The 15744-nt window shown below is 37.6% G+C and carries 16 protein-coding genes; 11 read left to right on the top strand and 5 right to left on the bottom strand.

The window, feature by feature from the left end:
- Window positions 1-340 precede the first annotated feature (340 nt).
- The 4 genes from AN34_RS03605 to dcd form a co-directional block, all read right to left on the bottom strand.
- On the bottom strand, window positions 341-1222 hold the full coding sequence (locus AN34_RS03605) for an SDR family oxidoreductase (RefSeq protein WP_029282386.1): 882 nt from the start codon (window positions 1220-1222) through the stop codon (window positions 341-343).
- 100 nt (window positions 1223-1322) lie between these two features.
- Window positions 1323-2084 carry an enoyl-CoA hydratase/isomerase family protein gene (locus tag AN34_RS03600; protein WP_029282384.1) on the bottom strand — a complete coding sequence of 254 codons (762 nt, stop codon included), beginning with the start codon at window positions 2082-2084 and terminating at the stop codon, window positions 1323-1325.
- Window positions 2085-2163: 79 nt separating this feature from the next.
- On the bottom strand, window positions 2164-4857 hold the full coding sequence (locus tag AN34_RS03595; RefSeq protein WP_029282382.1) for a TonB-dependent receptor plug domain-containing protein: 2694 nt from the start codon (window positions 4855-4857) through the stop codon (window positions 2164-2166).
- Between the two features lie 80 nt (window positions 4858-4937).
- Window positions 4938-5474 (bottom strand): dCTP deaminase, encoded by a 537-nt coding sequence (gene dcd, locus AN34_RS03590; protein WP_029282380.1) that lies wholly within the window; start codon window positions 5472-5474, stop codon window positions 4938-4940.
- Between the two features lie 73 nt (window positions 5475-5547).
- Here dcd and AN34_RS03585 point away from each other — a divergent pair, with 73 nt between their 5' ends.
- The 5 genes from AN34_RS03585 (at window position 5548) to AN34_RS22080 (ending at window position 8661) form a co-directional block, all read left to right on the top strand.
- Window positions 5548-6195, top strand: coding sequence for a 4'-phosphopantetheinyl transferase superfamily protein (locus AN34_RS03585; protein WP_029282378.1), 648 nt, complete (start codon window positions 5548-5550; stop codon window positions 6193-6195).
- A gap of 10 nt (window positions 6196-6205) precedes the next feature.
- Window positions 6206-6934 carry a lipoyl(octanoyl) transferase LipB gene (gene lipB / locus AN34_RS03580; protein WP_051666186.1) on the top strand — a complete coding sequence of 243 codons (729 nt, stop codon included), beginning with the start codon at window positions 6206-6208 and terminating at the stop codon, window positions 6932-6934.
- A 65-nt stretch (window positions 6935-6999) separates the two neighbouring features.
- A complete protein-coding gene (locus tag AN34_RS03575; RefSeq protein ID WP_082468304.1) occupies window positions 7000-7725 on the top strand; it encodes an SGNH/GDSL hydrolase family protein in 726 nt (241 codons plus the stop codon).
- An 84-nt stretch (window positions 7726-7809) separates the two neighbouring features.
- Entirely contained in the window at window positions 7810-8325 is a 516-nt protein-coding gene (locus AN34_RS03570) for a DUF5684 domain-containing protein (RefSeq protein ID WP_029282372.1), read from the top strand.
- 6 nt (window positions 8326-8331) lie between these two features.
- Entirely contained in the window at window positions 8332-8661 is a 330-nt protein-coding gene (locus tag AN34_RS22080) for a DUF2752 domain-containing protein (RefSeq protein ID WP_082468303.1), read from the top strand.
- 4 nt (window positions 8662-8665) lie between these two features.
- Here AN34_RS22080 and AN34_RS03565 read toward each other — a convergent pair whose 3' ends face one another.
- The gene (locus AN34_RS03565; RefSeq protein ID WP_029282370.1) at window positions 8666-9409 is read right to left on the bottom strand and encodes an RDD family protein; all 744 of its coding nucleotides are present in this window, start codon (window positions 9407-9409) and stop codon (window positions 8666-8668) included.
- A gap of 140 nt (window positions 9410-9549) precedes the next feature.
- Here AN34_RS03565 and AN34_RS03560 point away from each other — a divergent pair, with 140 nt between their 5' ends.
- The 6 genes from AN34_RS03560 to AN34_RS03535 are packed head-to-tail and all read left to right on the top strand — an operon-like array spanning window position 9550 to window position 15670.
- Window positions 9550-10506 (top strand): stage II sporulation protein M, encoded by a 957-nt coding sequence (locus AN34_RS03560; protein ID WP_029282368.1) that lies wholly within the window; start codon window positions 9550-9552, stop codon window positions 10504-10506.
- A gap of 1 nt (window position 10507) precedes the next feature.
- Complete coding sequence (locus AN34_RS03555; RefSeq protein ID WP_029282366.1) at window positions 10508-11383, top strand: hypothetical protein; 876 nt, start codon at window positions 10508-10510, stop codon at window positions 11381-11383.
- A gap of 1 nt (window position 11384) precedes the next feature.
- The gene (locus AN34_RS03550; protein WP_051666184.1) at window positions 11385-12119 is read left to right on the top strand and encodes a DUF4129 domain-containing protein; all 735 of its coding nucleotides are present in this window, start codon (window positions 11385-11387) and stop codon (window positions 12117-12119) included.
- The gene (locus tag AN34_RS03545) at window positions 12116-13306 is read left to right on the top strand and encodes a DUF4350 domain-containing protein (RefSeq protein ID WP_029282362.1); all 1191 of its coding nucleotides are present in this window, start codon (window positions 12116-12118) and stop codon (window positions 13304-13306) included. The genes AN34_RS03550 and AN34_RS03545 overlap by 4 nt, the downstream gene beginning before the upstream one ends.
- The gene (locus AN34_RS03540; RefSeq protein WP_029282360.1) at window positions 13287-14264 is read left to right on the top strand and encodes a MoxR family ATPase; all 978 of its coding nucleotides are present in this window, start codon (window positions 13287-13289) and stop codon (window positions 14262-14264) included. The genes AN34_RS03545 and AN34_RS03540 overlap by 20 nt, the downstream gene beginning before the upstream one ends.
- Window positions 14265-14323: 59 nt before the next feature.
- The gene (locus AN34_RS03535) at window positions 14324-15670 is read left to right on the top strand and encodes a DUF58 domain-containing protein (protein WP_029282358.1); all 1347 of its coding nucleotides are present in this window, start codon (window positions 14324-14326) and stop codon (window positions 15668-15670) included.
- Window positions 15671-15744: the final 74 nt, after the last annotated feature.

Genomic DNA, 15744 nt, shown 5'->3' with positions numbered 1-15744 from the left:
CAAGACGTGAGTATCAAGCATCAAGATGCCAGTGTGAAGACATTTGTAAAAAAAATTAGTATTAAGACGTGAGTATCAAGTATCAAGATGCCAGTGTGAAGACATTTGTAAAAAAAATTAGTATTAAGACGTGAGTATCAAGACGCCAGTGCGAGGACATTTGTAAAAAAAATTAGTATCAAGACGTGAGTATCAAGTATCAAGATGCCAGTGTGAAGACATTTGTAAAAAAATAGCACAATAAAAAACGTTATTCGTTTATCGTTGTTCGATCAAGATTTAGCTTTTAGCTTTAGCCTTTCAGCTTTTAGCTTTGGTCTTTTAGCTTTCAGCTTTAACACTAACTTCCTTTAGCACTTCTTGTCATTTGCTCCAGCATGTCCCACATTTCATTTGGTATAGCTTCTAAGCCATTCATTTGTCCGGCACCCTGCAACCACTCTCCACCATCAATTGTAATCACCTCACCATTAATATAGCCAGAAAAATCACTAACCAGAAACGCAGCCAGATTGGCCAACTCCTGGTGTTCTCCTACCCTTTTAAGTGGTACACGATTTTTGAAATCGAACTTTTTAGCTAAATCTCCTGGTAATAATCTCTCCCATGCGCCCTTCGTAGGAAATGGCCCTGGTGCGATGGCATTAGTTCTTATACCGTATTTCCCCCACTCTACTGCCAGTGATCTGGTTAAAGCCAAAACACCACCTTTTGCACAAGCAGATGGAACCACATACGCAGAACCTGTAAAGGCATAAGTAGTTACAATATTTAAAACCGTAGCAGATTGCTTTTCCTTGATCCAATGTTTACCAAATGCCAAAGTGCAATTTACGGTTCCTTTTAAAACGATATCAATAATTGAAGAGAAAGCATTTGCCGATAAACGCTCTGTTGGTGAAATGAAATTCCCTGCAGCATTGTTTAACAACACATCAACAGATCCAAATCGCTCCAACGTTTTCGCCAGTACATGGTCTACCTGTTCTGCATCACGAACATCGCAGGCCACGGCCAAAACCTTTCCACCAGTTTTTTCTTCCATCTCATCGGCAGTTTTCTGCAAAACTTCCTGTTTACGGCTGGTAATGACCAAGTTAGCGCCTAGTTTAAGAAAATAAATTCCCATTGCTTTACCCAACCCTGTTCCGCCACCAGTAATAACAATGGTTTTTCCTTTTAAAGCATCTTCTCTAAGCATTGGTGAGTTGTAGTTGAACATATGGGGTAAGTTGGTTAGGTGAGTAATTGGTTAGGTATTTTTTGGATTGCTAAATTGTTAGGGCTGGTTAATTTGCCTAGATTGGGTAATCGACTTTAGGCTATTTCCGCTGCAAATTGGCCAGAATGGTTTCTAAAATATGTCTGGTATTGGGTGACCACCATTGTGCCAGCATTTTTTCTAGCGTGGCAGATTGATCTGCTGTCATGGCGGCAATTAATTCTTCACGAATATTGAGTTTACTCTGCGACCAGGTATTGCTTTCCTGCTCCATAAACTTTTTAATCTTGCGCTCTGCTGCAGTAAGCAAGCTTTCATTTTTAACCAACTCATCAACCAAACCAACCTTTAAAGCTTCTTCCGGGCTAAATAGTTTTCCGGTTAATAAACTGCGGGTGGCTTCTCCTTTTCCAATCCAAAAGGAATAAAGTTGAAAAATGCTATTGGGGACAATAATACCTACGGGCACTTCATTCAGTCCGATGATGTATTGACCTTCAGCCATTACTCTTGCATCGCAAGCCAAAGCGATTACACAACCTCCTGCCGGACTATGCCCGCTGATTGCTGCAACCATTGGCTTTTTAAAGGAAACCAGATTTGCTGTAAAATTAAAAAAGAGTTGAAAAAATGATTTTGCTTCTGCTTCGTTATAACCATAAAGTTCTACCAAATCTAAGCCTGCTGAAAAAAACGGAGTTTTCCCGGTTAATATCACGCCACCAATGTTATCATCAGCAGCAATATTTTTAAGCATATCATCCAGCTCAGTAATCAGCTCTCTTCCCAGGGCGTTTGACTTCCCTTTGTCGAAAGTAATGGTTGCCAGGCGATCTTTAACACTTACTTTAATTGTATTCATGGTAATCGTATGAGATTGAGTATAAAGCATGAACTAAATAAGTTATGCTTGCATAATAATCAAATTTATCTATTTTTCTTTATTTAACCTCATAAGTATAAACTTTTCTCGCCAAATGGCCTAATGCATCTATACCTTCAATAACCACTCTGTACTGTCCGGCTTCATCAGCATTGTAAAATTCAAACTTTGCTTTTCCATCTTTTTGTGCAACCACCTGAGGATTCCAATAAATAGTTGTTCTGAAATCTTTACGTGTGCTATTGGTTGTGGCACCATCATATACTGGCGCATAAAAAACCCTTGAAACCGAGAATCCTTTTGGATTTATACTGACAATTCCAGGTGCATACCTGTTATAATTTGAAGTTCCCCCACCTCTTTTAGTGGTAATGATAATCACACCACCTCCACCTTGTGAACCGTAGATTGCAGTATTGCCAATGCTTTTCAACAGCTCTATAGATTCTACATCGCTTGGCACAATATTGTCTAAAAATTCTGATTCTACCCGCATTCCATCCAAAACAATCGACATCGGCGTGTTCTGACTTCTCATCAAGTAAGGTACATTACCCCTGAAAATTACCCCCGGTAGCCTACCTTGTAAACATTGAGATAAGGTTACACAAGTAGAAAGGTCATCACTCGACATGACAAAATCTGCACGACCTGCGCCATTCAGATTTGCAGAGTTTTTAGCCGGATTTTTCTTTTCGGTAACGGTTACCTCATCCAGTTTTATTGTTCTTTCCAGTAAACCTAGCCGTGTCATTTCATTAAAGTAGTTATCGCTCTCTTTAATATATTTCATCATGCTGTTATTCACATTTATTTCTACATCAGGGCTGTTTTTACTTTTTGTAACTACCTGGCCCGGTACCACATCAATATTAATATCTACAAATTTTCTCTCCGTTTTGGTTCTGGCCTGTACCACAAATTTGGTACTGTCTTCAAAGCTTAGGTTGTCAAAAACAAATTTTCCTTCGGCATTGGTTACGGTATCAATGATAAAAGTTGAACCTTTTGTTGCCATCAACATTACCTTTCCACCAGCAACAGGTTTATTCCCCTTCATGATGGTACCTGTAATGGCTAAAGATTTTTCTGCTCCGTAAGTAATGGTAGGGCCAGCACCACTCATTACATTTTTCCAAAGAAACCTTCTCCAACCCTGGGTAAGCAATAAATTATCAAGCTCTTTTTGAGTATTGATATCATCATTTGCGAAATAATGATTCGGCTTTTCAACATACCCGGCAAGATCGGAAGTTAAAAGCAATGAGGTGAGCATATTTGTTTCATTATCCTCATCTGGCACAACCTTACTTGCATTTGTTACCGCGACAGAAAAACTACCGATTTCTGGTTTTTGCTGATTAGTGGCATCGAAGGTGAAAGTTGTTTTTCCTTTTCTGCTGTTTGATACAGACGTGGTATTTAATGCAATATCCAAAAAGTCAGCTTTATTTTTCACAAAAACCAATCTTTCTGCTACAGGCTGGTTAGAGCCGGAGAAAAGTGTGAATTGTACAATTCCACTTGGCAGGTTCTTTTTTAAAATGGTTGCCATTAGCACCTGTTTATCCATGTTTGCTTTGGACACATAACATACGTTTCCGGCTTGTTGTGCCACCACTTTTAATTCTGCCCCGTTAACCAAATCTGCACTCGACATAATTTTAAGGGAAACTTTTGCTGTATCTAAATTATTAATGGCGATGGCATAACCACTTTTCTGGGCCAGTGGCATTTTAACATCCTTTGAGGAGCCATCAGCAAGCTTAACTTTAGCCGTATAGGACTTACCTGCCTGGGCATTAAAAATCAAATTCCCCATGCCCAGGTATGTTGTTTCAAACGCCATGACTTCAGATCCTGTTTCATCAACAATTGTTCCCTTTACATTTTCACCATGACCAGTTGCATTCACAGCCTTAATGGCAACTTTTTGCGGCAAATCTTGAATCAGATTGCCACCCTCCGGCAAAAACTGAACATCAACATCATTGGAAGTTGAAGTAATCGGAATCGACTTGATTACTTTTTGCTTATTAGCCAAAGTAATGGTCGCTACAATCTTTCCTGTTTTACCTGAAAGCCCTGTGGTATTTACGAAGGTGATTACGGCATCGCCATTTACACTCGTTTTTGTTTTTCCTTTCTCAACTGATTTATAATCCAGCTGAACATCATAACTCAGCTCACTATTTTTATACGCTAATCCGTTCTTATCTTCAAAATGAATGGTTGCTGTTACTTTATCAACGTTATTTTCTTTCTTAAAATCGTATTGGGTTTCCGTAAAAACTTTATTTGCCCAGCTATTGCCAATTTTTATGCTTTTATCAAAGAAAAAGGCCGTGCCGAAATTGCGCATGTAATTGGTATAAGCCCTGATGCGATAATTGCCTTCAGCAAGGGTATCAGTAAGTTTAAAATCTCCCCAGGTAATGCCGCCCACAACAGGCAATTTCAATTGTTTTTTAACAGAATCTTTTTCATTGATCAGTTCTACATACAGGATCTCACTTAATGTGGATGGAGCTGCAGATTTGGCATCAATTACATAAGCTTTAAACCAGATATCATCTCCAATGGCATAATATGGTTTATCTAAATGAAGGTGTACTTTTTCTTGTGGATATTTATTGGTATAATCTTCCAGCTTCTTCAGGAGTTGCGTAAATGGATCGTCATCCATTTTGAAGGCTGAAAAGCCAAGAACAATCAATAGAAAACTGATAACGAGCTTGATGCTGAATTTCATTTTACGAAAGCTATAAATAAAAATATGCCTCAAGTTACAAAACCCGAGGCATATAATAATGAAGGTACAATGAATTTTGTTTAGAACTTATTCTTCCACATCATGCTTTCTACAGGGCGGGTTGTTTTATTATTATACTTGGCATTACCTTTAGAATTGTACATCGTTTCAATATTCCCTTCAACAACAAAGTATATCAACTGGCCAATAGGCATACCAGCATATATTTTTACAGGTTGTGCAACGGATATTTCTAATGTCCAGGTATTACAAAAACCAACATCACCTTTACCAGCCGTAGCATGAATATCAATACCCAAACGGCCAGTGCTACTCTTTCCTTCCAAAAAAGGAACATGGCTATGTGTTTCGGTATATTCAAGGGTTACACCTAAGTACAAAGTGCCTGGATGAAGAATATATCCATCTTTAGGTATTTCAAAATGTTCTATTTCGTTATGGGCTTTAGCATCTAATATTCTACTTTTATAAGTAGCCAGGTATTTCCCTAAGTGAACGTCATAAGAATTAGTTCCCAGGCATTCGCGCTTAAAGGGTTCAATGATGATGGTACCCTTATCAATTTCTTCTAATATCCTTTTGTCAGATAATATCATTTTTATGCGTATTTTTGGCCTAAATTATCAATTTATTAAGATAATATTGCATGCTAATTTTTCAATTTTATAAATGCCAATAGTTTATAATAAAAATATTGATGACCATTCGGTTCTTGCCATCTGGAAGATTGAAGAAACTGAAGAAGAAATGTTGGCTGGCCTACAACTTAAGCAACATGAACTGGATATTATCTCTTCATTTAACAATGGCAAAAGACTTTTACATTGGTTAAGTACGCGGCTTTTATTACGAAAAATGCTTAATACTACAGCATACATTGATTGTCAGTTTGATGAAGATGGTAAGCCATATCTGGTCAATTCGGAATATCAGATTTCTTTAAGTCACTCTTACGATTATGCGGCAGTAATGATTAGTAAGGAATTTGCCGTTGGTGTAGATATTGAACTCATTAAGCATAAAATTAAAAGCATTAAACATAAATTTTTAAGTGATATTGAGCTTGCTCAAAAGCAAATTGGAAACAATACAGAAGGCTTATATGTTGCCTGGTGTGCTAAAGAAGCTATTTATAAGTGGCATGGCAAAAAAGGCCTTGAATTTAAACGAGATATTCATATTAAACCTTTTAAATTAAAGGCAGAAGGAAATTTAAATGCTCTGGTGGAGTTACCGGGCGGTACCAGAGAATTAACCGTTAACTACTTTAAAACAAAAGATGGTTACATGTTAGGTTATGTAGCAAACAAAGCATAAATTGAATTAAATGACTGAGTTGGAAGAAAAGGCTTTGGAACCCAAACAAGTACCTACGCAATTTATAGACTGGGGTTTAACAGACTATCAGGAGGCTTGGGACAAACAAGAAGTGCTGTTGAACAAAACAGTGGCTGTAAAAACGGAGAACAGAATAAATGGCACTCATTTACCCACGCCAAATTACCTCATCTTTAATGAGCACCCACATGTTTATACCTTAGGCAAAAGCGGACATCAGGATAATTTATTATTGGATGAAGAAGGCTTGCTTGAAAAACATGCTACCTTTTATAAAATAAACCGTGGTGGTGATATCACTTATCATGGCCCGGGGCAGATTGTGGGTTATCCGATTTTGGATCTTGATAATTTTTTTACCGACATTCATTTATATCTCCGCACCCTGGAAGAAGCCGTTATTTTAACCCTAAAAGATTATGGCATCGAATCTGGCCGTTACCCTGGCTACACAGGGGTTTGGTTAGATCCTGACAATGAAAAAGCCAGAAAAATCTGTGCCATGGGCGTTCGTTGCAGTCGATGGGTAACCATGCATGGTTTTGCTTTTAACGTGAATGTAGATCTGGAATATTTTAAAAACATTGTACCTTGTGGTATTGATGATAAAGCCGTTACTTCTCTGGAAAAAGAACTGGGTTATACATTAGATCTGGAGGAAGTAAAGGGCAGATTGAAGCACCACATTGCTGATCTTTTCCAAATGAAACTGATCTAACAGCTTACAGAAGTGTAATCCAGATCACATCAAAACCTTTATGATTGCTTTTGCGTAAATGAATCATGAAAGTTTTATTTACAGCTATTTTATTTTCTTTATTAACTTCGGCTTGCACTAAAGAAAAAAGCATGTCACCTACTGATCAACCCCTACCGATCATCACCACACCTGCTCCGTCAGGAACTAAATCTTATCTTGCCCTGGGTGATTCTTATACCATTGGCGAATCTGTTTTGCCACAAGAATCTTTCCCTTTTCAACTGCAAAGCTTATTAAAAGCTCAAAAAACAGATGTATCATCTCCAAGAATTATTGCCACCACCGGCTGGACAACTGATGAACTCCAAAGCGCCATTAAGCAGGCAGACGTTAAAGTAAAATATGATTTTGTTACCCTATTGATTGGTGTAAATAATCAATACAGGGGCTACCCGATTGATACGTATAAAAAAGAGTTCTCAATATTGTTACAAACGGCGATAGCTTTTGCGGATGGTAAAAAAGATCATGTTTTTGTAGTTTCTATTCCTGATTGGGGCGTTACTCCTTTTGGAAAAAGTTCGGGTAAAGATGTCAATTCTATCGCCAAAGAAATTGATGCTTTTAATGAAGTAAATCAATCTATTACCTTAGCAGCGGGTGTGAGCTATACTGATATCACACCTGCATCAAGAAATGCGGCTATAGATTTAGGACTTTTAGCAAAAGATGGTTTACATCCGAGCGGTAAAATGTATGCCAGTTGGGCTGCCAAATTATCCCCAAAGGTTTTAAAAGCACTGTACTAATCAGACAAATCGTTAGGTAATTGTAAATAAAAATTTTACTTTAGTTTAACTATTTAAATCTAAAACCTTAAAAAAACAAAAATTATGAATGAGTATGAAGCAAGCGGACTAGCCGCAGGAATTGGTACGGGTATGGTAATCCTTTATTTGGCAATAATTGCCGTATGGGTTATTGGTATGTGGAAAGTTTTTGAAAAAGCTGGCAAGCCTGGATGGGCGGCTATCATACCAATATATAACTTTATCATTTTAATAGAGATTGTTGGAAAGCCAATGATCTGGGTATTATGGTTAATACTTCCTTGTGTAAATTTTGTTTTTATCATATGGCTATACAATTTGGTCAGTAAAAGCTTTGGCAAATCAGAAGGTTTTACAGTAGGAATGGTTTTATTTCCATATATTTTCTGGCCCATTTTAGGCTTCGGAGATGCTAAATATTTAGGCCCATCTGCCGCAGAGGCTCACAATGGTGGTTTTGGAAATAACACTTTTAACAATCCAAATAACCCATTTAATAATCCTAACAATCCTTTTAACAACCCAAATAATCCTTTCGGAAATAAACAAGATCCGAATAATGGTCCAGGTAATGTTTAACATCAATTGATTACGATAACATTTATATTTTGCAGCTCAATCAACATTTTTGATTGGCTGCAAAATCATTTATTAACTTGTCCGTTTAACGCCTTAACAGGAATTGATTGCCCTGGATGTGGATTTCAGCGATCTGTAATCGCCCTGTTTCAAGGCAATTTTCATAAAAGCTGGTTACTTTATCCTCCAACTATTCCACTAATATTTCTTTTCCTGATAATCGGAATATTATATAAATTTCCGGTCAAACATCAATCATTAGTACTCAAAACACTTATTCTGGTTGTAGGGAATTTCGTGATGATTTCTTATGTCTATAAAATGTTCATCAGGTAATTAATTAAACGCTCATATTTGACGTAAGGTGGTTATAATCCTTTAACACCGTTTCCAGGAATTGCAGTTCATTCATCCCGGCAGGGATAGAAACTAGAATATGTTCTTTTGTTTTAGCTGCCATAGCATAAATCAGTTCCGGATTTCTGGTTTGGTAATAGCTGGTTAATACTTCATGAACAAGTTCTATATCACGATCGTTCAGATGAAGCACTTCTTTAAATACAGGTTGATATTCATCAGGTAAAGCAAAGTTGAAAGCTACATTTTGGATTTGAGTGCGGGGCTTTGTTTTAATCAGCGTGGTTTTTGCCAGGATATCACCCACACGCTGATGGTTTTTAGTAACCACCACAGATACCAGCGCTACAACTCCCCAGCCCAGTGGAATCCCAAAATCAATCATCCTGAATAACCACCTGAAAATATATTGACCAAAGGTAGGCTGGCTACCATCCAGACTTATCACTTTAATTTTTAATGCCTTTTTGCCAAAGGTTTGCCCATTCATATATAACTCGCATATTAAATCGTAAAAAATGAAGATCACAATAAAGCCAATTAGGGCGACATAAAAACCGGTAGAGGACAAGCTAAAAGCAGCAATTAACCCAATAATGCTAGCCAAAATATAGAGTACAATAAAACCAGCCAGATCAATACATCTTGCCGCAATGCGTTCACCTAAACCGGCTATTTCATATTCAATATCTATATTCTGAGCAGTGCTGATTTTTATGGTATCCATGCTCAAACATAATTTTTTTTAAGGATAAAGTCACTAAGCACATTCAGTTTTTTTCGCTCGTTTCTAATCAATGTTTTACGAGTATCTTTTGTATATGTTAAAATTTAACTATTTTAACCCAAGATTTGGCGTATCATTAAATGAGAGAAGCATTATTTGTTAAACAAAATTCGGAAAAGTGGAAATACTTTGAAGCCATACCTCATGCCAATCCTGATGAAATTGCCAATCAGTTTGTAGAAATCACCAACGACCTCGCTTACGCAAAAACTTTTTACCCCAATTCTAAAACTACGGCGTATTTAAACGGACTGGCCTCTAAACTACATCAGTCGGTTTATAAAAACAAAAAGGAAAAGTCAAATCGATTCCTGTTTTTTTGGAAAACCGAACTTCCATTGGTATTTTTTCAGCATCGTAAGCAGATCGTTTACGCCCTTCTGTTTTTCTTAGTCTCCTGTGCTATCGGTGCCTTATCAGCTAAGTATGATGATACTTTTGTCCGCTTAATTATGGGCGATAGTTATGTAAACATGACCAATGAGAATATTGCCAAAGGCGATCCGTTTGGTGTTTACAAGCAACAGAATGAGTTTTTGATGTTTTTACAGATTGGCGCAAATAACATTTATGTTGCCCTTTATACCTTCGCAATGGGCATTATATTTTCATTTGGGTCTGTTGTCTCCTTATTTAGAAATGGCATCATGCTCGGTTCATTCCAGTATTTCTTTTTTAGTAAAGGCCTGGGTTTGCAATCGATTCTGGTAATCTGGATTCATGGAACACTCGAAATTTCTGCCATCGTTTTAGCAGGAGCAGCTGGTTTGGTTTTAGGAAACAGCTTTTTATTCCCTAAAACTTATACCCGAATGGAATCAACTTTAAGAGGTGCAAAACAAGGTTTAAAAATGGTTCTGGGATTAATTCCCATTTTCATTGTAGCTGCCTTTTTCGAAAGTTTTGTTACCCGCCATACCGAAATGCCTTTAGTACTTAGCCTTTTGATTTTAGGATCATCAGCCTCATTTATCATCTGGTATGTATTTATTTACCCAATAAAAATCAATCAAAAGCAAATAAACGCCCATAATTAACATGATCGAAGCCCTAGAATTTAAGAAACGAAGAGATTTTGGACAGGTGATTAATGATACCTTTACCTTTATGCGGCAAAATTTTAAGCCGCTGATTAAAACATATTTTACCTTTTGCGGGCTATTTGTTTTGGCCAGCATGTCTACTATGTTAATGCAACAATATAAAATGGTTAACGTGATTAATACTGTGGGTAATGGAGGCAGTTCAACCGGGCTTGGGCTGTACGGCGTTGAATATTTTCTATCCATCGTTTTTTCTTTAGCTAGTTATGCCAGCATGTCCGTAGCTATTCTTTCCTACATTGCTATTTATGTGCAAAAAGGAAACCAAACACCTACGACGGAAGAGGTTTGGGGATTCTTCAAATATTATTTCTGGAGGGTTTTTGGCAGTTCCATTTTACTCTTACTAATGCTTATGGTAGGTTTTGTTTTGTGCCTCGTTCCAGGCTTTTATCTGTTTCCTTTTGTCACCATGATGCTCCCGATTATGGTTATAGAGAATGCTTCCTTGGGTTATGCCTTTAGCAGAAGTTTTCAAATTATTAAAGAGAATTTCTGGATTACTTTCGGAACCTTAGTGGTCATATGGATTATCATATATGCTTGCATGAGCATGGTGATCTTGCCCACTACGCTATTTAATATGGTTGGGATGTTCTCTAGCAAAGGTGCGCATATGTCATTAACCTTAACGATGATTAGCACCGTGTTGCAGTCGCTTTGCCAGGTATTTACCATTGTACCGATTATTACCATTACCCTTATGTATTTTAGTTTAATTGAACAAAAAGAAAATGTAGGTTTAATGGAGCGAATCTCACATTTCGGAACCTCAGAAAAACCAGTTGATACCCGTCCCGAAGAATACTAAAATGTCGAAATTTCTGCTCAAATATTTTCTTATCGGTTTACTCTTTTTTCTCCCGGTCATCAACAAAGCCCAGGCTCAGGTTGCTAAACCGAAGCAGGAGAAACACGAGATGAGAACTGATAGCAGCCAGATTACGCCATCAAAGTTTGATAAACGTGCCATCAGTGATTATAAAGAACAAAAGGAATTTCAATATGATCAGATTGAAGGCCGGCAGCTCTCCCTTTGGGAAAGATTCTGGATGTGGTTCTGGAAAATGATTAGCAAATTATTTGTTGGCGCAGCATCTAATTCAGTATCAAAATATCTCTTTATCGGGCTGGGGATTGCCTTATTGGCTTTTCTGATTGTTAAAATGATTGGTGCAAAAAACATCTTTAGCAAAAAACCACTGGAAACCATTTTACCATACGATGTTTTAAACGAAAACATTCATGAAATTGATTACGATAAAGAATTACAGCGTTTAATTGGCGAAGGTAAATTTAGACTTGCCGTGAGGCTCCTGTATTTAAGGGCATTAAAAAAATTGAGTGATGCCCAACTGATTCAATGGCAGCCAGACAAAACCAATTACAATTATTTAACTGAAATCAGCAAACCGGAGCTCAAGAATGATTTCAGCCAGCTAACCCTTCAGTTTGATTATATCTGGTATGGAGATTTCCCCATAGATGAGCAAAAATTTGAACCAATAAAGCAATCATTTAACCACTTTAATAACCAGATTAAATGAGGAGCTTTAAAATTTACTTCGCGCTTGGATTAATATTGATCCTCGCTTATTTACTGGCCCAATACAATAAGCCTGTACCCACCAATTGGGATCCAACCTATCTTTCTACTGATAAAATTCCTTACGGCACCTATATTCTTCACCATAGAATAAAGGATATTATACCCAATGCAACTGTAAAACAAACTCAACTGGCTGTTTATAATACACTCAAAAATAGCCGCTACAATCAATCTGCTTATATTATCGTTGCACAAAATGTGAATTTCGAAAAATATGAGTTCGAACAGATCAAAAAATATATTCAGGCCGGGAATGATCTCTTTATTGCGAGTTATGACTTTGGTAAACTGGAAAAATTTTTAAACTTTAACACGGCCAGCACCATCTCCAGAAATGGCAGTGCGCTAAATTTCACCAACCCTAATTTAAAGACCGATGCCAGTTATGGTTTTGAGCGTGGTATAGGCACCCAGTATTTTGGTACTATTGATTCAAAGCAAACTGTAGTTTTAGGTATAAATGCTGATCAGCAACCGAATTTTATTCGTTTTAATTTCGGTAAGGGATCTCTGTTTTTAATTGCAGAGCCTGGTTTTTACACGAATTTCGTGCTGCTGGATAAATATGGCGCAGAGTATAGTGCAAAAACATTGAGTTATCTTCAAAATAGAAAAACGGTAATTCTGGATGAGTATTTCTCTGCGCAGAAAACGGAAACCACTGATGTTTTAAGGGTATTTTTTGCACATCCAGAATTGAAGTGGGCTTACTACCTGACTATTTTCAGCTTGATTATTTTTGTCCTTTTCGAAATTAAACGCAAACAGCGCATTATTCCAATTGTAGACCCCATGACGAATGCTTCAGTTGAATTTGTAAACGTAGTAGGCAGTGTTTACTACCACGAACGGAACAACCAGGATATTGCCATGAAGAAAATGAATTACTTTCTGGAATATTTACGTTCGAGGTATTATATCAAAACGAATGAAATAGACGCGAATTTCGCCAACTTGATCAGGGAGAAAACTGGCATTAATGAACCATTAGCCATAACTTTAACCCGGTATATGATGAATATACCTACCATGGCGAATTTAAGCGACCATGAACTCATTAATTTAAACGAAAGCATAGAACAGTTTTATAAAAATACGCAACGCAATGGAGCAGGAACAATTTAACCCACGCACGGATTTAAGCGTACTAAACGCAGCAGTAGATCAAATCAGAAATGTGCTGGGAAATATCATCGTCGGACAGAAACAAGTGATCGACTTTCTGATTGTTGGCTTACTGGCTGATGGGCATATCCTGATTGAAGGTGTGCCAGGAGTAGCCAAAACATTAAGCGCAAAGCTACTGGCCAAATCTATTGATGCACAATTTTCAAGGGTACAATTTACGCCTGATTTAATGCCATCTGATGTTTTAGGTACGCCTATCTTTAATACCAAAACTGGTGATTTTGAATTTAGAAAGGGGCCAATTTTTGGAAATATCATTCTTGTGGATGAGATCAACCGGGCCCCGGCAAAAACACAATCGGCTTTGTTTGAGGTAATGGAAGAGCGCCAGGTGACTATTGATGGCGAAACTTACCTGATGGACGAACCTTTTATGGTGCTCGCTACCCAAAACCCCATTGAACAGGAAGGAACTTACCGTTTACCTGAAGCACAGTTAGATCGCTTTTTATTTAAAATTGAAATTAAATATCCGTCTCTGGAAGAAGAAACTGCTATTTTAATTGCGCAACACACGCTGGTAAACAAAAGCCTGGCGGCAGATGTCAAACCAGTGTTGTCTGTTCAACAAATTCAAGAGGCCAGATCCATTATCCGCAGCTTATTTGTAGAACCCAAATTACTAGAATTCATTGCTAAAATCGTGAATGAAACCCGGAACAATCCGTCACTATATTTGGGTGCATCGCCAAGAGCATCTCTGGCTATTGTACACAGTTCTAAAGCTTTGGCCGCCATCCAGAATCGTGATTTTGTAACACCGGATGATATCATCGCAGTGGCCGTACCCGTACTGGCACACCGGATTTTGCTATCACCTGAAAAGGAAATGGAAGGTTTAACAACCAGCGATATCGTTCATCAGATTATTAAAAAAATAGAAGTACCAAGATAGTTCAGTTGGCAGTGATGCATCTTATAAAGCGTTAAACAATCCATACAATAAAACACATTTTGAAAAAATTCTTTCAGCAATATTATACAAATCTTTATCTGACAGACCGCCTGTTTGCTGCTCTGGGATTTTGCATTATACTTTTCTTGCTGAAGTTCTTTTTCTCCTGGCTGGGCGAAATTCCGGAGGTGGCATTAGGCGTGCTGTTGATATTATGGTTTATCGATGTGTTTATTCAGTATCGAAATAAGGAAGGGGTTGAGGCGAAAAGGATCACGTCAAAACGTTTAAGCAATGGTGATGAAAATCCCGTTCAGATTGAGGTTAAAAACAAGTATGGCTTTAAAATAAATCTTCGTGTAATAGATGAAATTCCCTTTCAGTTTCAGTTGAGGGATAAAAATTTTAAGCTAAGCCTGCAACCGGGAGATATTAAATCCATTCATTATAACCTACGGCCTACCAAACGTGGGGAATATGATTTTGGCTTTATCAGGATTTTCATTTCATCACCACTCGGTTTAATCAATCGACGGTATAACTTTGATGGCGCAAAAATATTGCCTGTTTATCCATCCTTTATTAATTTGGGTAAATATGAATTAATGGCGGTGTCTCGCTACCTTACAGAATTTGGCATCAAAAAAATCAGAAAAGTTGGCCAAAGCAGTGAGTTTGATCAGATTAAAAATTACGTAGGTGGAGATGATATTCGCACCATTAACTGGAAAGCTACTGCCCGTAAAGGTGCATTAATGGTGAACACCTATACCGATGAACGTGCGCAGAATATTTATTGCATAATTGATAAATCACGTGTCATGCGGATGCCCTTCGAAGGTTTAAGCTTACTGGATTATGCCATCAACGCGAGTGTGGCACTATCTAAAGTGGCCATGCTCAAAGAAGATAAAGCAGGGTTAATTACCATATCCGAAACAATTGGTGCCATCGTTCCTGCCGACCGCAAATCTTCTCAGTTAGGTACCATCATGAATGTTTTGTATAAGGAGAAAACCCGATACCTGGAAAGCAATCTCGAACTTTTGTACAGTTCAGTGAGGACCGTAGTAAAACAGCGTGGACTACTGGTATTTTTCACCAATTTTGAAAGTTTATCTGCCTTACACAGGCAACTCCCCTATTTAAAAAGAATGGCTAAATACCATTTACTTTTGGTGGTTTTCTTTGAAAACACCGAATTAAAAGCACTAAGTACCGAACCAGCAAAAGACATAGAGGGCATTTACCATCAAACCATTGCAGAAAAATTTATCTACGAGAAAAAGTTAATGGTGAAAGAACTGAGTAAACATGGGATACTTTCGGTACTAACAGCTCCGCAAAAACTGACGGTAAACGTGATTAATCAGTATCTGGCGCTCAAAGCACAACAGCGGATTTAGTTGGAAGAGGTTATTGGGTTAGAAAGTTTAAGGAGTAGGTTAGAGGGAATAGAAAAAACAATCTTCTGCACAAA

The organism is Pedobacter sp. R20-19 (assembly GCF_000708265.2).
Classification (GTDB): Bacteria; Bacteroidota; Bacteroidia; order Sphingobacteriales; family Sphingobacteriaceae; genus Pedobacter.
Note: the sequence above shows the minus strand (reverse complement) of the source record. Positions and strands in the feature narration are given on the sequence as shown.